The organism is Nesterenkonia aethiopica (assembly GCF_039534665.1).
In the GTDB taxonomy this organism is placed as follows: domain Bacteria; phylum Actinomycetota; class Actinomycetes; order Actinomycetales; family Micrococcaceae; genus Nesterenkonia; species Nesterenkonia aethiopica.
Genome location: NZ_BAAAVT010000001.1, coordinates 36,015 through 54,174 on the forward strand (window position 1 = coordinate 36,015; position 18,160 = coordinate 54,174).

Here is an 18,160-nt window from a genome sequence, read left to right on the forward strand (position 1 = left end):
GGGGTCCGTCAGCTGTCGCTGCGGTCTCGAGGTTCCCCGTCCCGACGCACTCGGAAGAGCCGGGTGCGGGGACTCTCCTCCACCACGTCCAGGTCGATCTGGCCGGTCGAGCCCTGAAGAAGGGGCGTCCCCTGGCCCAGCATCACCGGCACGGTGGTGACCATCACCAGGTCCACGGCTCCGGCCTCAAGGCACTGACGGGCGACGTCTGCGCCCAGGATGGAGACGATGCCGTCCGGGGCGGCGGCGCGGCACGTGCTCAGGGCGACGTCGAGGTCGGTGGTGACGGTGATCCCCGGTGGCGGCGTGGCCGGCGGCCGGTGGGTGAGCAGCACCTGCGGGCCCGACCAGGATCCCTCGAATGCGCCCTCCTTCTCTGCGTCCCCGGCATGCGGGTCGTCCCCGTCGTAGGTGGTGCGCCCCACCAACAGGGCCTGGATCTGCGGCATCAGCCGGTCCAGGATCGGGTCGGGGCCCATGTGGGGGAGGAGCCAGGACATGTCCCCGTCGGCACCGGCGATCCGCCCGTCCACCGTCACAGTGGCTGCGTAGAGGAACTGCGTCATCGCTGGTCCGTCATCAGGGGGCGCACCTCGGTGGAACCATACTCCAGATGCGGCATCTTCTCGGCGATGGCGTGGGCCTCGGCGTCGTCGGCGGCGGCCACGGCATGGACGGCGAAGACGATGCTGCGGCCTTCAGTGGCCTCGGCGTCGGTGGTCTCGGAGACCTCGTCAGTCCCGGCGCCGAAGCGCACCGTCTGCTCCTGGAGTGCGTAGGCGGCCACCAGCTGGCCCGCTTCGCGCAGTTCGGTGTCCAGGGCCTCCCAGGCGCTCATCTCGTCGTCGAGCTCGGTGGTGCCCTCCTGGGGCCCGGTGCCGGGGACGAAGCGGTGAATCAGCAGGTGTGTGGCGGTGTGGCGCGTCATGGTGTCCTCTCGAGAGTGCGGGGGCGGTAGGTGAGCAACGTGTTGCCTGAACGGAAGACGGTGGTGGGGCCGGCGTCGAGCAGCACCCGGTGCCGCAGGGCGTCCGTGAGCCGGCGGCCGCCGCCGAGCAGCACGGGGTGGACGAGGAGCCGCAGCTCGTCGATGAGGCCCTGCTCCAGCAGTGCGCAGGTCAGGGTCGGGCTGCCGAGGACGGCGACGTCCCCGCCGGTCTCGTCGCGGAGCGTGCCGACGACGCCGGCCAGGTCGTCTCCGTCCACCACACGGGTTCCGTCCCAGTCCTGCGGCGGGGCGTCGCGGCCGGTCACGACGGTCTTCGGCACGGTGTTCATGAAGGTCCAGACCTCCGGCATGGCAGCGGCCGCCGAGGGGGTGGTCCAGAACTCGGCGAAGTGGTCGAAGGTGCGGCGTCCCAGCAGCAGGGCGCCGATCTCGCGGGACTGCCGGATGTTCCAGGTGAAGAACTCCTCGTCGGTCAGGTTCCAGTCCAGCTCGCCGTCCGGGCCTTCGACGTATCCGTCCAGCGACATGAACAGGAAGGCGAAGATCTTCCGCGTGGAGGAGGTCGTCTCGGACGGGGACTGCATGGTGCCTCCAGGTGTGTGGGACAACTGCTTGCGTGGTGCATGCGGTGAGTCACATCCCAGCATAACCGGGTGTAGAATGCAAGCAGTCCTGTCCCTGAGGAAGGAGGGCGCCGTCCATGTCAGCTGATCCCGCCCATGAGCACCGCTCCGGCTGCCCTATCAACCTCACGCTGGAGGCGTTGGGGGACACCTGGTCGCTGATCATCATCCGAGACATCATCTTCGGAGACCGCAGGCACTACCGCCGCCTGTTGGAGGAGTCCGAGGAGGGCATCGCCTCGAACATCCTCGGCGATCGCCTCAAGCGGCTGCTGGCAGCGGGGGTCCTCACGCGCGAGCCCGACCCGTCTCATCGGCAGCGCCGCATCTACAGCCTCACCGAAGCCGGCATCCAGCTGCTTCCTGTGCTGGTGCAGCTCGGCGCCTGGGGGCGACGTCATCGACCGGCCACGGAGGAGCTCAGCGTCCGGGCGCAGCTGCTCGAGGAGGGCGGCCCTCAGCTGTGGGAGGAGTTCATGGATGAGCTGCGCCGCCACCACCTCGGGCAGGAGCAGGCCGGTCCCGGCCCGGAGGGGCCTTCGGTGCTGGAGCGCCTGGATGAGGCGTATCACGCCGCCCGGCGGGCCGCCGCGGAGTCGGCCGGCGGCGGTGCTGCCCGGACCTGAACTCTCATGCGGCGTCGAGTGCCCGGGCGCGCAGGGCGGTGAGCTTGGAGGCCACGGCCTCGGGCTCCGGGACTGAGACCACATATTCGGCGGCGAGTCGTCGCACCGTGTCTCCTCCGATGCTTCCCTGGCGGGCCGCTTTGCGATACAGCGGGTGGATGCGGATGACCACCGAGGTGCTCCCGCCCGTGTAGCCGATGCGCCCGGGGCCGTACCAGCGTGGACCGACCTCCATGGTTCCTCCCGTCGGGCCGGGGCGCACCGATTCGATGGCCTGCCAGGGGATCTCGGTGCGCACGACGCGCCACGTGCGCACTGCGACGCCGTCCTCCACCGTTGCGCGCACCGTGATGGTGGAGGCGCTGACCATCCACCACAGCCCGGCCCCCAGCAGAGCGCAGCTCACCAGCAGCGTCGGCAGGGTCCAGGAGCTCATCGGCTCCGCCCCCGGTGCCAGCTGCGCGACGCCGAGGACGGCCGGCGGCAGGAATGTGATGATCGCGATGACCGACAGGGTGAAGGTGTAGGCGGCGTGCTCCGGGCGCGAGACCGTCTCCAGCGAGCTCTCGCAGATGCGCAGCCGTGCGGGCGGCTCGGGGTGCGAGGCCGGGGAGGGCCTGGTCATCGAGCGGTCAAAGGGCACAGTGATCATCCCCTCGTCTGTGCTGTGGGGCCTCGCTGAGCCGACTCTCGTCAGCGACCGTCCGTTCCGCCCCGTGAGGGCCAGTTCATCAGGGGTCGCGGCGCGGTGTCATCATCCTGCGGGCTGAGATCGGTGATCCTCGTCCGGGTGGGGAGATCCCGAAGGCCAGGACTCGGAGGGGTAGCGCAGGCCGATCTGGGCACGGATCTCGTCCAGGGTGCCCATGATGCCCACCGAGTCGTCCACCGTGAGGACATCGCCGTCGAGGGTGGCCTGCTGGACGTACCGTTCGGCGGCACGGGCCTGCAGATGCATCCCCCGGCCCACCACGTCGGACTCATAGCGCTCCACCACGGTGCCGTCCGGCGCGGAGACGGTGAAGTTCGCCGCGGTGTACCAGACCCGATCGACGTCGATGCGGCCCTCCGAGCCCACGACGTGCGCCGTGTTCGGACCGACGCCGCGGGAGGAGGACAACGACGTCGAGAGTGCCCCGCCGCTGTGCCGCAGGATCGTGGCGACCTCGGTGTCGGCGCCGGTCTCTCCGAGGCGCGCCTGGGCCGTCACCGAGGTGGGGGCGCCCAACAGATCCCAGGCGAAGGAGATCGGATAGACCCCCAGATCCAACAGGGCCCCTCCGCCCAGGGCGAGGTCATTGATCCGATGGCTCGGCTCGGTGGGCAGTCGCTGGGTGTGGTCGGCGAACAGGGCGCGGATCTCGCCGATCGCGCCCCCGTTGACCAGCTCACGGATCCTGGCCATATGGGGCAGGTGTCGAGTCCACATGGCCTCCATGACCAGCAGGCCGCGCTCGCGGGCCAGGTCTCGCAGCTGCTCGGCCTCGGCCCGGTTCAGGGCGAAGGGCTTCTCCACCAGAGCGTGCTTGCCGTGCTCGAGCGCCAGACGGGCGTGCTCGACGTGGAAGGGGTGGGGCGTGGCCACGTAGACGATGTCCACGCCTGGGTCCTCGACGAGCTCCTGGTAGGAGCCGTGGGCGCGGGGGACACCATGGTGACGGGCGAAGATGTCAGCCGAGGCTCGGCTCCGGGAGGCGACTGCCGCCACCTCCATCTCCACGGCATGCAGGTCGTCGGCGAAGGAGCGGGCGATCCCGCCGGTGGCCATGATTCCCCAGCGCAGTGATGACGTCATGATGGGCGAGTCTACCCGAGGAATGCGCTTGCCAGTGATGCGCGTCACCGGTGTGTGGCACGATGATCACGCCGCCGCGATCCTGCCGCGATCCTGCCGCGGTCCTGCCGCAGGCGTGCAGCATGCAGGTGGAGAAGCGCAGAGGTCAGTGCAGAGGTCAGTGCAGAGGTCAGTGCAGAGGTCGAGGAACACGCACGGTGAGTCGAGGGGGATCGCGCATGGGGGAGCGGGAGACGCGTCCAGCCCCGGCCGAGCCCCTGCGACGTCGGCCGTTCCTGCGGTTCTTCTCTGCCGATGCCATCACCGCGGCAGGGCTGAGCATCAGCGTGGTGGCCGTGGACGTGTTGGTGGTCCAGGTGCTGGAGGCCACCGAGCAGCAGGTGGGGCTGATCCACGCCGTGCAGTTCCTGCCGTATCTGCTCCTGGGACTGCTGGCCGGCGCCCTGGTGGACCGGTGGCCGCGGCGTCCGGTGCTGGTCGTCTCTCACGCTGCCGCAGGGCTCGCTCTGCTCACCGTTCCGATGCTCTGGTGGCTGGGGCACCTCACGCTGTCGACGACGGCGGCCGTCCTGTTCCTCATCGGCGCCTGCGGAGTCATGAGCGTGGCGGCCGAGCAGTCTGCGGTGCCGGACCTGGTGGGCCGTGAGCAGCTGGTGCTCGCCAACGCCCGGCTGGGCCAGGCCCGCACGGTCGCCCAGACCTCGGGGCCGGCCGCCGCCGGTGTGCTCGTGGCCTGGGTCGGCGCGCCGATGACCCTGCTGCTCACAGCGGGAGGCCGGCTCGTCTCCGCGGGGCTGCTGGCCACGGTGGCGATGGGGCCAGCGCCGGCCCGCGACCGTGGCCGGAGCGGTCTCGACGGCGGCCTGACCCCGTTCCATGGGTCAGGGTCTGGCCTTCGTGTACCGGCATCGGACGTTGGCGCCCCTGGCGCTGTCCACCCACGTCTGGTTCCTGGCCAACAGTGCAGCGATGACGGTGTTCGCGCTCTACGCGCTGCGGTACCTGGGGATCTCTCCGGCCCTCTACGGCGTCGTCCTGGCCTGCGCGGGAGTGGGCGGACTCGCCGGAGCGCTGACGGCCCCGTGGATCGCCCGCAGCCTGGGGGAGGGGAGCACGGTGCTGCTCGGGCGAACGCTGATGCCCCTGGCCTGGACGGCGGTGATCCTGGTCCCGGACGCCTCAGCGGGCTCCGTGCTGGCTCTGGCCGGGGCGAAGACGCTCTATGGGTTGGCCATGGGCGTGGAGGATCCTGCCGAGGCCGGGTTCCAGCAGTCGGTGACGCCGCGGGGCATGCTGGGGCGGATGAACTCCACCATGCGGACGGCCAACCGGGGCTGTGGGGCCGCCGGTGCGGTCCTGGGAGGTGCAGCGGCAGGGGCGCTGGGCCTGCAGGAGACCCTCTGGATCACCGTGGCGGTGTTCGTGGTGGCCGCGCTGATCATCGTGTTCTCACCGTTGCGCGGGGCCCGAACCGCCCGTCATGCTCCGCTGTGAACCTCAGCAGCGAACCGCGGTGGTCAGGAGGCCGCGTGCGCCGGGATCAGCTGAGCTGGAGGATCTTCTCCTGCACGACCGCGGCCCGCACGTTGGAGAAGTTCGACTCCTCGCCGACTTCCACGAAGCCCAGCGCCTGCAGGATCTTCAGGGTTCCCACGTTGTCCACGACTACGCGGGCACGCACGGGGCGCTCCGGGAAGTCATGGAGGAACTTGGAGACGGCCTCGGTGGTGATGCCGCGGCCCCAGAACTGCTTGTCCGTCCAGAACATGATCTCGCGGGATCCGTCGTCCTCGAAGGCGGCGATGGAGCCGATCGGCTGGCCCTCGAAGTCGATGGTGCGCACGATCGTGTCCGGGGAGTTCAGCAGCTCGCCCCAGTGGTGGTCGAAGACGCCGCGGTCAGTCGGGTTCGTGGAGGCGAAGCCGGCCATGTGGGCGGCGTCGGCGTCCTGCTGGAACAGGAAGAACTGATCCAGGTCGCTCGGCTGTACTTCCCGCAGCGTGATCATCATGTGGCTCCTCGTCGTCGGCAGCACGGCCGAAGGTGGGGACAGGTGCAGTGCGTCCAGGGTACCGGCACAAGCTCCACGGACGTGCATCAGGTCTCCTCTCCGGGGCATCAGGCGTCATCAGGGACGGGCCCCCGATTCCCGGATATCCAGGCGGGACCGTGATAATAGGGCCATGTCCTCCCACCCCGCCTCCGATCCTGCCGGGCCGCAGCGTCCGGATCCCGTGCCGAGAATCCGACCCGGCGACGACGGCGCGTCCCGTGTGGTCCTGCTGGGCTCCACCGGCTCCATCGGCACCCAGGCGCTCGAGGTCATCGCCGCGAACCCCGGGCGCTTCGACGTCGTCGGGCTGTCTGCGGGCACCAACACTCGGCTGCTGGCCGACCAGGTGCGCGCCACCGGGGCCCGGGCGGCAGGCATCGCCGTCGACGGCGGCACGGCGGCGAATCCGGATCAGCCTCCCCTGACCCAGGCGCTGCGGGACACAGGTGTGACCCACGAGGTCGAGATCCTCACCGGGGAAGAGGCCGCCGTGGCGTGCGCGGGGGAGCTGGGCGCCGACGTCGTGCTCAACGGCATGACCGGCTCCATCGGTCTGCGGCCCACGCTGGCGGCGCTCGCCTCCGGGACGACGCTGGCCCTGGCGAACAAGGAGTCCCTGGTGGTCGGTGGGGCGCTGGTGGCCTCCGCCCAGCGGCGTCCCGGCCAAGTGGTGCCGGTGGACTCCGAGCACTCCGCCCTGGCGCAGGCGCTCAGCTCCGGACGGCACGAGCGTGGCCTCTGTGCCCCGGTGGTCACCGGTCGCAGCGAGGTGCGTCGGCTGATCGTCACCGCCTCGGGCGGTCCGTTCCGCGGGTGCAGCCCCACTCAGCTGGCCGAAGTGACCCCCGCTCAGGCGCTCCGTCACCCGAACTTTGCGATGGGGCGGGTGGTCACCACCAACTCGGCCACCATGGTCAACAAGGCGCTCGAGGTGGTAGAGGCCCATCTGCTCTTCGACGTCCCTCTGGAGGACGTCACCGCCGTGGTGCATCCGCAGCAGGTCATCCACTCGCTGGTGGAGTTCCAGGACGGCTCCACCCTGGCGCAGGCTGGGCCGCCGCGCATGTATGTGCCCATCGCTCTGGGACTCTCCTGGCCGGAGCGGCTGCCTCAGGTGGACACCGCCATCGACTGGACCCAGACGATGCGCTGGGACTTCGAGCCCCTCGACGACGACGCCTTCCCCGCCGTGAGTCTGGCCAAGCAGGCCTGTGCGGCCTCCGCCACCCACATGGCCGTGTACAACGCCGCCAACGAACAGGCGGTGGACGCCTTCCACGACGGTGCGCTGGGCTTCACGGAGATCCTGCCGACAGTGGAGAAGGTGCTTGCGGCGCATACGGCGAGCACCGGGGCACCGACCTTGGACGAGGTGCTGGAGGTGGAACGTGAGGCACGGGCCCACGCGGATGAGCTCATCGCCGCCGCTGCGGTGACGGTGCCCACGTACCGGGCGCCCCGCGCCGTCGAGGTGGGGGAGAGCCAGGCATGACGGTTCTGCTCATGACGCTGGGCATCCTGGTCGTCGCCGTGGGGATCATCCTGTCGATCGCCCTGCATGAGATCGGGCACCTGGTGCCTGCCAAGCTGTTCAAGGTCCGCGTCACCCAGTACATGGTCGGTTTCGGGCCCACCCTGTGGTCGAAGCGCCGGGGTGAGACGGAATACGGCGTCAAGGCGGTGCCGTTGGGCGGTTACGTGGCGATGATCGGCATGTATCCGCCGCCGGAGCAGGACGCCGGCGCGGATGCTCAGGGCTCGGATGCTCAGGGCTCGGAGGCTCAGGGCTCGGAGGCTCACGATCGCGGCCCCACCGATCCCTACCTGCGGGAGATCGGGGCCCAGTACGCGGCACCTGAGCCCCCCGGCACGCAGGACAGCCCCGGCGCGCAGGATCACGCGGGCACGGTGCCAGGCTCCCCCGACGCCGGGGACGCCCCGGTGCGGACGGTGAGCTCCCAGTCCACCGGGCTGTTCCAGCAGATGTCGGCCGAGGCCCGAGAGGTGGCCGCCGAGGAGCTGCAGCCCGGAGACGAGGACCGCATGTTCCATCGTCTGCCGGTGTGGAAGCGCATCATCATCATGCTCGGCGGACCGGCGATGAACGGGCTGATCGCGCTGGTGCTCACCGCCGGGATGATCACCGTCCACGGCACCGCTGAGCCGAACACCCAGGTCCGCGAGGTCTACGAGTGCGTGGTCTCGGCCGAGGCCGCCGACGCCGGGCAGACCGCCTGCACCGACGACGACCCCGCCGGTCCCGCCTATGAGGCCGGCCTGCGGCCCGGTGACGAGATCGTCGCCTACGGAGGACAGGAGGTCGAGGACTGGGAGGAGCTGACCGGGCTGATCCGGGACTCGGCCGGTGCCTCGACTCCCGTGGAGTACGTGCGCGACGGCGAGCGGCACAGCACCGCCCTGACCCCGATTCTCACGGAGCGTCCCGTGCTGGACGGGCTGGGGCGCGTCGAACGCGACGGCGACGGGGCGCTGGTCACCGAGCCGGTGGGCTTCATCGGCATGGGGGCCGAGCAGGAGCTGGTCCGCCAGCCCGCCTGGGAGGCCGGCCCGATGGTGTGGACGCAGTCCAAGGCTGTGCTCGAAGTGGTGGCCAACCTGCCGGTGCGGCTCTATGACGTGGCCGTCTCCACCTTCACCGAGGCCGAGCGTGACCCGGACGGGCCGCTGAGCGTGGTCGGCGTCGGCCGGATCGCCGGGGAGCTCTCTGTGCAGGACGAGATCCCGCTGGAGTCCCGCTTCGCCTCCCTGATCTCGCTGATCGCCGGCGTCAACGTGGCGCTGATGGTGTTCAATCTGATCCCGCTGCTGCCGCTGGACGGCGGGCATGTGGCCGGAGCTCTGTATGAGGCCTTCCGCCGTCGGCTGGCCCGTCTCTTCGGGCGTCCGGATCCTGGACCGTTCGACATCTCGCGGCTGCTGCCGCTGACCTATGTGGTGGCCGGGATGCTGTTGGTGATGGGCCTGCTGCTCATCTATGCCGACATCGTCAACCCCATACGCCTCTTCGGCTGACCCAGCGGCTGACCCGGACGGGACTGGCCCGGATCGGCGGAGGCGCGGCGACGGCTCAGGCGGAGGAGGCGTCGGCCAGCGCGTCGATGCCCGCGGGGGAGAGCGCATGGTGCAGCGCCAGCAGGCTGGCGCCGAGCAGGCCGGCGTCGCGCGTCTGGGCGGCGGTGTGGATGTCCAGGCGCTGGGTGGCCAGCGGCATGGCCCGCTGGTAGACGACTTCGCGCACCCCCGCCAGCAGGTGCTCACCGGCGCCCGCCATGCGACCTCCGACGGCGATGACCTCCGGGTTCAGGAAGCTGATGCTGGCGGCCAGCACCTCGCCGAGGTCGCGGCCCGCCTGACGCACCGCGCGGATGGCGTCCAGGTCGCCGGCGTCCACGAGCCGCACGACGTCCCGGCCGCCGGAGATGTCCCGGTGGCCGGCGCGGCGCAGCTGCTCGGCCAGTCGTGAGCCGGAGGCGACCGCTTCCAGGCAGCCTTCGTTGCCGCAGTGGCAGAAGACGCCGTCGCCGGAGCGGACGCGCACGTGCCCGATGTCGCCGGCGATGCCCTGGGCGCCGCGCTGCAGGCGGCCCCCGGAGATGATCCCGGCGCCGATCCCGGTGGCGACTTTGACGAACAGGAAGTGTTCCACCGGGCGGGAGAGCCGACTGTGCTCGCCGAGCGCCATGATGTTGACGTCGTTGTCCACCAGCACCGGGACGCGGACGTGCTGGTGGAACCAGCCGGGCACGTCGAAGCCGTCCCAGCCGGGCATGATCGGGGGGCGGGAGGGGCGCCCGGAGTCGAAGTGCACCGGACCGGGCAGGCCGATGCCGACGGCCATGATGTCCTGGCGGTCCCGTCCGAGCCCGGCGAGCAGCTCGTCGGCGAGCTCCATGACCCGGGCCAGTACCGGTTCCGGGCCGGCGGCGATGTCCAGAGATTCCTCATGGGCGCTCAGCTGGGCATTGAGCAGGTTCACCACCGCCAGACGCACATGGCTGGCTCCGAGGTCCACGGCCAGCGCCAGACGAGCGTCCGGCAGCAGGGCGACTCTCCGCGGGGGACGACCTCCGGTGGAGACGCCGTCGGCGGCCGGGCCGATCAGCCCGAGCTCCGTCAGGGCGGAGAGCCGGTCGTTGACGGTGGAGCGGGCCATCCCTGTGAGCGCGGCCAGCTCGGTGCGGCTCTTGGGCACACCGTCACGCAGGAGCTGGAAGACGTCGGAGGCTCCTGTTCCGCCGAGGGCGTTGATGCTTCTGGCCACGTGCATGGGACCAGTCAAGCACACTTCCATCGAAAACTGCGGCGCCTCTGAAGATCCGAGTCACAGTTCTGTTGACGATCGACAGAAGTGCGTCTACTGTGTGCAGAGAACGCAGAGTGACCCGCCTCACAGCTCGGAGAGATCGCTCTCATCAGCATTCGACCAGCGCCGCCCGCATCATCCGTCCACCCTCCCGAAGGAGCACCATCATCGTGAACTCTCTGTCCATCCAGCTCTACACGGTGCGAGACCACCTGACCACGGACGCCGGGGAGACTCTGGAGCGTCTGGCCGGCATCGGGTTCACCCAGGTGGAGCCCTTCGGTCTCGTGGACTTCGCCGATCAGCTTGCCGAGCCCATGGCCCGGCTGGGGCTCTCGGCGCCCACCGCCCACGTCAAGCTCGCGGGGGCAGACCTGGATGCGGTCTTCTCCGCCGCCCGTCGGCTCGGCGTCGGCACCGTCGTCGATCCGATGATCGACCCCGCCCGCTGGAGCAGCCGAGACGGTGTCGAGGGGGTGGCGCGCGAGCTGCGCGAGGCCTCGGCCCGCGCCGCCGACCAGGGCCTGCGCGTGGGGTATCACAACCACGCTTTCGAGCTGGAGAACCGGATCGCCGGCGTCCCCGCCCTCGAGGTCTTCGCGGAGGCGGCAGGGGATGCCGTCGACCTCGAGGTGGACACCTACTGGGCCGAGGTCGGCGGAGAGTCCGCTCCGGACCTGCTCCGCCGTCTGGGAGAGCGCGTCGTGGCCATCCATGTGAAGGACGGACCGAAGACGAAGGAGAACACCGATCAGGTGGCCGTCGGCTCCGGCAGCATGCCCATCGCGGAGATCCTCGCTGCTGCCCCGCAGGCCCTGCCGGTGGTCGAGCTGGACGACTTCGCCGGGGAGATCTTCGACGCCGTCGTCGCCAGCCACGCCCACCTGGCGGGCACCCCGCAGGGCGCCTGACCCAGCGGAGCAGGATGAACCACCCCATGAGAAGACACCAGGAGACCCCCATGGCTTTCAGCACGACCACTGCCGCCTCCCCGGCGGCCGAGCAGAGCTCCCCGGGAGGAGGCCGCGTGGGCGTCGGCGTCGTCGGCGCCGGCGTGATCAGCAACGAGTACCTGAAGAACCTGACCGCCTTCGCCGATCTGGAGGTGCGGTTCATCGCTGATATCGACACGCAGCGGGCCGCCGAGCAGGCTGAGGCCTGGGGCGTGCCGCACTCCGGCAGCTATGAGGAGCTGTTGGCGCGTGACGACATCGAGATCGTGGTGAATCTGACCATCCCGGCGGTGCACGTGGAGGTGGCCCTTCAGGCTGTGGCCGCGGGCAAGCACGTCTGGGGGGAGAAGCCCTATGCGCTGGACCGGGAGTCCGGACGCCGGCTGAAAGAGGCCGCGGAGCAGGCCGGGGTGCGGGTCGCCGTTGCGCCGGACACGTTCCTGGGGGCGGGTCTGCAGACCGCGCTGCGGAGCGTGCGCGACGGCTCCATCGGCACCCCGCTGACCGCGCTGACCCTCTTCCAGGTGCCGGGTCCCGAGTCCTGGCACCCCAGCCCGGAGTTCCTCTTCGCCCGCGGGGCCGGTCCGCTGTTCGACATCGGCCCGTACTACCTCACCACTCTGGTCCAGGTATTCGGGCCGATCCGGCGGGTCGCCGCCACCGGCTCCCAGGCCCGTGCCACTCGGGTCATCGGTTCCGGTCCGAAGGCCGGCACGGAGTTCCCGGTGGAGGTCCCCACCCATGTGAGCGCCCTGATCGAGTTCGAGTCCGGGGCCAGCGCCCAGTCGGTCTTCAGCTTCGACTCGAAGCTGCCCCGGGCGGGCTTCGTGGAGATCGCCGGCAGCGAAGGGACCGCGGTGTTCCCCGACCCCAACATGTTCGACGGCGAGACCACGCTGCACACCGGCGGTGAGGAGCCTCAGGTGATCCCGGCCGAAGGTTCCTTCCATACCCGCGGCACCGGGGTGGTGGAGCTGGCCCAGTCCATCCGCGCCGGTCGCCGGGAACGCGTCCCCGGCGACCTGGCCTTCCACGTGCTGGACGCGATGGTCTCCATCGCCGAATCCGTGGAGTCCGGTCAGTTCGTGGAGGTCACCAGCACCGTGGAGTCCTCCGCCCCTCTCGACGCGGACTGGGATCCGACCCAGCCGTCCCTCTGAGCTCTCCCGGGCCCCTGAAGCAAGGGCCCTCACCATCGCTCGTCACCACTCTCACCTTTGATGAAAGGACCCTGTCATGGCACTCACCGGTCGTTCCGCGCCCCGTCGCCGGACTCTCCGCCGCATGACCACCTTGCCGCTGGCCGTGCTCGCCGTCGGCTCCCTGGCCGCCTGCGGCTCCAGCCCCGCTGAGGAGGTGGACACGGAGAACCTCTCCGGCAGCATCACCTACTGGGCCTCCAACCAGGGCGAGTCGGTGACCCAGGACGAAGAGGTCCTCTCCGAGACCATCGACCGGTTCACCGACGAGACGGGCGTGGAGGTGGAGCTGGAGGTCATTCCGTGGAACGACCTGCAGAACCGCATCCTGACCGCCGTGTCCTCCGGCGACGCCCCGGATGTGCTCAACATCGGCAACACCTGGGCCACCTCGCTGCAGGCCACCGGGGCGTTCCTCGAGTGGGAGGGTGAGGCGCTGGAGGCGATCGGCGGTGAGGAGCGCTTCATCCCGTCCAGCTGGGCCACCGGCGGCGCCGAGGGCCAGGCGCCCACCTCCGTGCCGCTGTACGCGCTGAGCTACTCGCTGTACTACAACACGGAGATCTTCGAGGAGAACGGCATCGACGCGCCTCCGGCGACCTGGGAGGAGTTCGTCGAGGTCGCCCAGGAGCTGACTCAGGACACCAATGACGACGGCAGCATCGATCAGTGGGGCTTCACCATGGCCGGGGCCAGCATCTCCAACAACTCGCATGCCGCCTTCATCAGGGGGCTGCAGCACGGCGGTGAGCTCTACGATGACGACGGCGAGCCGGACTTCACCAACGACGCCGTGGTCGCCGGGGTCAACGAGTGGATCCAGCTGATGGGCGCAGACGGCGTGGTCTCGCCCTCCGATGCGGAGCTGGTCAACGGCGCCGAGTCCGTGGAGCAGGTCGCCAGCGGACAGGCCGCGATGGTCTTCGACCAAGCGCCCGGCAACGTGTTCGACAACCGCGGCTTCGAGGACTACCAGGCGGCCCCGATGCCGATGCTCGACGCCGACGCCACCGGCCTGGAGGCCACTCAGTCTCACGTGGCTGGCATCAACATGAGTGTCTTTGAGAACTCCGACAACATCGATGCCGCCGTCGCGTTCGTCGCCCACATGACCAGCGACGAGGAGCAGACCTACTTGAACCAGGAGTTCACCGGGTTGCCGGTGGTCAACGACCTCTATGAGGACGAGGCGTTCCAGTCCGAGGAGATCCAGCTCAAGCAGCAGATCCTGCAGGACCACGCCCAGCCGATGCCGCTCTACCCGTCCGAGAGCCAGATGGAGACGGTGGTCGGCACGGCGATGCGGGACCTGCTCGCCGACGTCGCCCAGGGCCGCGAGGTGACCGAGGACGACGTGCGCGACGCTCTGACCACGGCCGAATCGCAGATGTGACGGAGGCTGAGCATGCCGGTCGAACCGAAGTTGAAGGACCCGCCGGAGCCTGACCAGGGCGTCGCCGGGGCAGGGCGGGAGGCGTCGACGACGCGCCCCTCGCCCGGTGAGAGGAACCAGCGTCGTGCCCAGGCCGCCGTCGCCAGTCAGGTGGTGCAGACCGCCGGTGCCAGCCGCCGGTCGCGGCTGTTCCCGTACGGACTGATCGCCCCGGCCAGCGTCATGGAGATGCTGATCCACATCATACCGATGGTGCTGGGCGTCTACATCGCCTTCCTGGGGCTGAACCAGTTCACCATCGGCAACTGGCTGCAGGCGCCGTTCGTCGGCCTGGAGAACTTCGTCACCGGTCTGGACCCGGAGGGTCCGATCGGCAGCCAGTTCTACGCCGCGCTGCTGCGCACGGTGGTCTACACCGTGATCAGCGTCGGCGCGGCCTGGGCCCTGGGGATGTTCGCCGCCGTGCTGCTGACCTCCAAGGTCAAGGGGCGGGGCTTCCTGCGCACCCTGTTCCTGACCCCCTATGCGCTGCCGCAGTACGTCGGGGCCATCGCCTGGGCGTTCATGTTCAACCAGCGCGACGGCGTCATCAACAGGATCCTGGTCCAGGACCTCGGCATCCTGGATTCGGGCCCGTTCTGGCTGCTCGGCGGCAATGCCTTCTGGGTGACGGTGATCGTCACGGTCTGGCAGTTCTGGCCGTTCGCGTTCCTGATGCTGCTGGCCGCACTGCAGAACATCCCGGACGACGTCTACGAGGCCGCCGCGATGGACGGCGCGAGCCTGTGGAAGCAGTTCACCTCCATCACCCTGCCGATGATCCGGCAGGCCAACGTGGTGATGCTGCTGATCCTCTCGCTGTGGATCTTCAACCAGTTCAACATCCCCTATGTGCTGTTCGGTCCGGCCTCACCGCCGGAGGCGACACTGATCTCGCCGCTGATCTACGAACAGTCGTTCAACTACTGGAACTTCGGCGTCGGCGGTGCGATGAGCGTGCTGCTGCTGGTCGCCCTGGTGATCGCCTCGGCGTTCTACATCAAGCTGGTCATGCCGAAGGGGAAGGCGCTCCATGATTGAGACCCGGGGATTCAAGATCCTGCGTGCCGTGGGGCTGACGTTCCTCACCGCCATCGTCGTCCTGCCGCTCTACGTGGTCCTGGTGACCAGCGTGAAGCCGCTCGAGGACGTGCGCGGGGTGTTCAGCTGGTGGCCCTCCACGTTCACGCTGCAGCCCTATCTGGACATCTGGTCCACGGTCCCGCTGGCCCACTACTTCATGAACAGCCTGATCGTGGTGGTCACGGCGACGATCTGCTCGGTGACGCTGGCGGTCCTGGCGGCCTATGCGTTGTCCCGGTTCCCGTTCAAGGGAGCGCGCACCTTCTCCATGATGGTGCTCTCCACCCAGATGTTTCCGGGCATCCTCTTCCTGCTGCCGCTGTTCCTGATCTTCACCCAGATCCAGCGGACCGTGGGGATCCAGCTCAACGGGACCCACCTGGGCCTGATCCTGACCTATATGACGTTCTCACTGCCCTTCGCGATCTGGATGCTCAGCGGGTTCTTCGCCTCCATCCCCAAAGACCTGGAGGAGGCCGCCATGATCGACGGCACCGGCAGGATGGGTGCGCTGGTCCGCGTCGTGCTTCCGGTCGCACGGCCCGGGATCATCGCCGTCTCGGTGTACTGCTTCATCACCGCCTGGGGTGAGGTGCTCTTCGCCTCGGTGATGACCAACGCGGACACCCGTACCCTGGCGATCGGGCTGCGCGCCTATGCGTCGCAGACGGACGTCTACTGGAATCAGCTGATGGCCGCCTCGGTGGTGGTCTCGCTGCCGGTGCTCATCGGTTTCATGCTGGTCCAGCGGCACCTGGTCACCGGACTCTCGGCCGGGGCCGTGAAGTGAGGTCCGCCCCCGACGACGGCATCCCGGGCTGAGCAGCCCGGACGACAGACAGACACAGACGTGGTCCACAGAAGGAAGAGACATCCATGCAGAACCTGAAAGTCGGCATCATCGGGGGCGGGTTCATGGCCCGTACCCACACTGCCGCCGCCCGTGCGGCCGGCGCCGAGGTCGTGGGACTGGCCTCCTCGTCCCCGGAGCGCAGTGCGGCGGCGGCCGCTCCGCTCGGACTGGAGCCCGCCGCCGGCGTGGAGGAGCTGATCTCCCGCAGCGACGTCGTCCACGTGTGCTCGCCGAACGCCCGCCATGGCGAGCATGTCCGGGCCGCCCTCCAAGCGGGACGGCACGTGGTCTGCGAGAAGCCGCTGGCCGTCGACGCCGAGGAGGCCGCCGCATTGACCGCGCTCGCCGAAGAAGCCGGTGTGGTCGCCTCGGTGCCGTTCGTCTACCGGTTCCACCCGATGGTCCGGCAGGCTCGGGAGGAGACGGCGTCGGGTCGGATCGGGCGGCTGCTGACCGTCCGTGGGGCCTACCTGCAGGACTGGCTGCTGGACGCCGGCGAGTCGAACTGGCGGGTGGACCCGCAGGTGTCGGGGCGCTCGCGGGCCTTCGGGGACATCGGGTCCCATCTGGTGGACCTGCTGGAGTTCGTCTCCGGGGAGCGGATCGTGCGGCTCAGCGCGGCCACGACCATCGCTCACCCCCGCCGGGGCGGCGTCGAGGTGGTCACGGAGGACGCCGCCGCCCTGACCGTGGAGCTCTCAGGAGGGGCCCTGGGAAGCCTGATGGTCTCCCAGGTCAACGCCGGGCGGAAGAATCAGCTCACCCTGGAGCTCGCGGGCGCAGACGGCAGCGTGTTCTTCGACCAGGAGCACCCCGACGAGCTGTGGCTGGGCCGCACCGACGGCTCGGTGACGATCTCCCGCGACCCGGCGACGATGGGTCAGGACGCCTCGCGGCTCTCCGTGGTGCCCTCGGGCCACCCGATGGGCTACCTGGACGCGTTCACGGCCTTCGCGAGGGACACCTACGCCCGCATCGGCGGGGAGCATCCCCCGGGGCTGCCGACCTTCGCCGACGGCGTCCGGGCCAACTGCATCATCGACGCCGTGCTGGCTTCCGCGGAGTCGGGCGCCTGGGTGGACGTCGCGCCGGTCGGGGAGCCGGCAGGAGTGACGGTCCCTGTCCCGTGAACGCAGCGACCTCCGCCGGAGCGACCGCATCGAATCCCCGATCCCTGGATCTGAGAAGGAGAGACATGACCACAGAACACGCCTCCCATCCCGTCACCCTGTTCACCGGACAGTGGGCCGACATGCCGTTCGAGGAGCTGGCGGCCCGCGCCGCCGAATGGGGCTATGACGGCCTGGAGATCGCCGCCAGCGGAGACCACTTGGACCTGAAACGCGCCGACGAGGACGACGACTACGTGGCCTCGCGCCTGGAGGTCCTGGAGCGTCACGGGCTCAAGGTTTGGGCGATCTCCCACCATCTGGGCGGCCAGGCCGTCTGCGACGACCCCATCGACTTCCGTCACCAGGCGATCCTGCGTGACTATGTCTGGGGCGACGGCGACCCTGAAGGCGTGCGTCAGCGCGCCGCGGAGGACATGAAGCGTTCGGCGCGGGTGGCCCGCAAGCTCGGTGCGGACGTCGTCGTCGGGTTCACCGGCTCGAAGATCTGGCAGTACGTGGCGATGTTCCCACCCGTGCCGGCCGAGGTGATCGACGCCGGCTACCAGGACTTCGCCGACCGCTGGAACCCGATCATGGACGTCTTCGATGAGCAGGGGGTGAAGTTTGCTCTGGAGGTGCACCCCTCCGAGATCGCCTATGACCACTGGACCACCGTCCGAGCGCTGGAGGCGATCGGCCACCGGGAGGCGTTCGGCCTGAACTGGGACCCCTCCCACATGTTCTGGCAGGGGATCGACGCCGTCGGGTTCATCACCGACTTCGCTGACCGCATCTACCACGTCGACTGCAAGGACACCCGCCTGCGTCCGCCCAACGGCCGCAACGGCATCCTGGGCTCCCATCTGCCGTGGGGTGACCCGCGCCGCCGCTGGGACTTCGTCTCCACCGGCCACGGGGACGTCCCCTGGGAGGACGCCTTCCGCGCGCTGGAGCACATCGGCTACTCCGGACCGATCTCCATCGAGTGGGAGGACGCCGGCATGGACCGCCTCCACGGTGCCGCCGAGGCGGTGGGGCGGATCCGCTCGCTGTTGTGGAAGCGTCCTGAGGCCTCTTTCGACGCCGCCTTCTCGAACCAGTAGGCCAACGGGCAGGGCAGCCGTGCCGGTCAGCGTGCAGGGGCGGTCGGGCTCGACC

General features: G+C 69.5%; 18 protein-coding genes and 2 pseudogenes. 13 read left to right on the plus strand and 7 right to left on the minus strand.

From position 1 onward, the window contains the following. Positions 1-8 precede the first annotated feature (8 nt). The 3 genes from ABD658_RS00195 to ABD658_RS00205 are packed head-to-tail and all read right to left on the minus strand — an operon-like array spanning position 9 to position 1,533. Positions 9-566 carry a dihydrofolate reductase family protein gene (locus ABD658_RS00195; RefSeq protein WP_344682246.1) on the minus strand — a complete coding sequence of 186 codons (558 nt, stop codon included), beginning with the start codon at positions 564-566 and terminating at the stop codon, positions 9-11. Continuing rightward, positions 563-928: a YciI family protein gene (locus ABD658_RS00200; RefSeq protein ID WP_344682244.1), complete on the minus strand. Its 366-nt coding sequence runs from the start codon at positions 926-928 to the stop codon at positions 563-565. The genes ABD658_RS00195 and ABD658_RS00200 overlap by 4 nt, the downstream gene beginning before the upstream one ends. Next, positions 925-1,533, minus strand: a complete 609-nt coding sequence (locus tag ABD658_RS00205) for a dihydrofolate reductase family protein (protein ID WP_344682242.1) — start codon at positions 1,531-1,533, stop codon at positions 925-927. Before ABD658_RS00205 ends, ABD658_RS00200 begins: the two co-directional genes overlap by 4 nt. Before the next feature lie 116 nt (positions 1,534-1,649). On the opposite strand from ABD658_RS00205, the gene ABD658_RS00210 reads away from it, so the two are divergent. Further along, the gene (locus tag ABD658_RS00210; protein WP_344682240.1) at positions 1,650-2,198 is read left to right on the plus strand and encodes a winged helix-turn-helix transcriptional regulator; all 549 of its coding nucleotides are present in this window, start codon (positions 1,650-1,652) and stop codon (positions 2,196-2,198) included. A 4-nt stretch (positions 2,199-2,202) separates the two neighbouring features. Here the strand turns inward: ABD658_RS00210 and ABD658_RS00215 are convergent, their stop codons facing one another. Beyond that, positions 2,203-2,850 (minus strand): hypothetical protein, encoded by a 648-nt coding sequence (locus ABD658_RS00215; protein ID WP_344682238.1) that lies wholly within the window; start codon positions 2,848-2,850, stop codon positions 2,203-2,205. Positions 2,851-2,952: 102 nt separating this feature from the next. After that, the gene (locus ABD658_RS00220; RefSeq protein ID WP_344682236.1) at positions 2,953-3,993 is read right to left on the minus strand and encodes a Gfo/Idh/MocA family protein; all 1,041 of its coding nucleotides are present in this window, start codon (positions 3,991-3,993) and stop codon (positions 2,953-2,955) included. Between the two features lie 218 nt (positions 3,994-4,211). Here ABD658_RS00220 and ABD658_RS15330 point away from each other — a divergent pair. Both ABD658_RS15330 and ABD658_RS00225 read left to right on the plus strand, forming a co-directional pair. Further along, a pseudogene (locus ABD658_RS15330) lies at positions 4,212-4,829 on the plus strand (MFS transporter); the annotation flags it as partial. 40 nt (positions 4,830-4,869) lie between these two features. Further along, positions 4,870-5,487 carry an MFS transporter gene (locus ABD658_RS00225; protein ID WP_344682234.1) on the plus strand — a complete coding sequence of 206 codons (618 nt, stop codon included), beginning with the start codon at positions 4,870-4,872 and terminating at the stop codon, positions 5,485-5,487. A 46-nt stretch (positions 5,488-5,533) separates the two neighbouring features. Here ABD658_RS00225 and ABD658_RS00230 read toward each other — a convergent pair whose 3' ends face one another. After that, the gene (locus ABD658_RS00230; protein ID WP_070160057.1) at positions 5,534-6,004 is read right to left on the minus strand and encodes a GNAT family N-acetyltransferase; all 471 of its coding nucleotides are present in this window, start codon (positions 6,002-6,004) and stop codon (positions 5,534-5,536) included. Between the two features lie 172 nt (positions 6,005-6,176). On the opposite strand from ABD658_RS00230, the gene dxr reads away from it, so the two are divergent. Both dxr and ABD658_RS00240 read left to right on the plus strand, forming a co-directional pair. Then, a complete protein-coding gene (dxr, locus tag ABD658_RS00235; protein ID WP_344682232.1) occupies positions 6,177-7,538 on the plus strand; it encodes a 1-deoxy-D-xylulose-5-phosphate reductoisomerase in 1,362 nt (453 codons plus the stop codon). Continuing rightward, positions 7,535-9,079, plus strand: coding sequence for a M50 family metallopeptidase (locus tag ABD658_RS00240; protein WP_344682229.1), 1,545 nt, complete (start codon positions 7,535-7,537; stop codon positions 9,077-9,079). The genes dxr and ABD658_RS00240 overlap by 4 nt, the downstream gene beginning before the upstream one ends. A gap of 55 nt (positions 9,080-9,134) precedes the next feature. Here ABD658_RS00240 and ABD658_RS00245 read toward each other — a convergent pair whose 3' ends face one another. Then, positions 9,135-10,334 carry an ROK family transcriptional regulator gene (locus ABD658_RS00245; protein WP_311023693.1) on the minus strand — a complete coding sequence of 400 codons (1,200 nt, stop codon included), beginning with the start codon at positions 10,332-10,334 and terminating at the stop codon, positions 9,135-9,137. Positions 10,335-10,540: 206 nt separating this feature from the next. Here ABD658_RS00245 and ABD658_RS00250 point away from each other — a divergent pair, with 206 nt between their 5' ends. The 8 genes and pseudogenes from ABD658_RS00250 (at position 10,541) to ABD658_RS00285 (ending at position 18,105) form a co-directional block, all read left to right on the plus strand. Further along, entirely contained in the window at positions 10,541-11,281 is a 741-nt protein-coding gene (locus ABD658_RS00250; RefSeq protein WP_344682222.1) for a sugar phosphate isomerase/epimerase family protein, read from the plus strand. A gap of 50 nt (positions 11,282-11,331) precedes the next feature. Next, a complete protein-coding gene (locus ABD658_RS00255) occupies positions 11,332-12,483 on the plus strand; it encodes a Gfo/Idh/MocA family protein (RefSeq protein WP_344682220.1) in 1,152 nt (383 codons plus the stop codon). 124 nt (positions 12,484-12,607) lie between these two features. Continuing rightward, entirely contained in the window at positions 12,608-13,915 is a 1,308-nt protein-coding gene (locus ABD658_RS00260; protein ID WP_344682218.1) for an ABC transporter substrate-binding protein, read from the plus strand. 12 nt (positions 13,916-13,927) lie between these two features. Then, on the plus strand, positions 13,928-14,995 hold the full coding sequence (locus ABD658_RS00265) for a carbohydrate ABC transporter permease (RefSeq protein WP_344682216.1): 1,068 nt from the start codon (positions 13,928-13,930) through the stop codon (positions 14,993-14,995). Then, positions 14,988-15,827, plus strand: coding sequence for a carbohydrate ABC transporter permease (locus ABD658_RS00270; RefSeq protein ID WP_344682214.1), 840 nt, complete (start codon positions 14,988-14,990; stop codon positions 15,825-15,827). The genes ABD658_RS00265 and ABD658_RS00270 overlap by 8 nt, the downstream gene beginning before the upstream one ends. Positions 15,828-15,901: 74 nt before the next feature. Beyond that, positions 15,902-16,252, plus strand: a pseudogene (locus ABD658_RS00275) (Gfo/Idh/MocA family protein); the annotation flags it as partial. After that, the gene (locus tag ABD658_RS00280; RefSeq protein WP_344743646.1) at positions 16,250-17,020 is read left to right on the plus strand and encodes a Gfo/Idh/MocA family protein; all 771 of its coding nucleotides are present in this window, start codon (positions 16,250-16,252) and stop codon (positions 17,018-17,020) included. The pseudogene ABD658_RS00275 and the gene ABD658_RS00280, both read left to right, overlap by 3 nt. A gap of 65 nt (positions 17,021-17,085) precedes the next feature. Beyond that, the gene (locus ABD658_RS00285; protein ID WP_070160071.1) at positions 17,086-18,105 is read left to right on the plus strand and encodes a sugar phosphate isomerase/epimerase family protein; all 1,020 of its coding nucleotides are present in this window, start codon (positions 17,086-17,088) and stop codon (positions 18,103-18,105) included. Positions 18,106-18,160 lie beyond the last annotated feature (55 nt).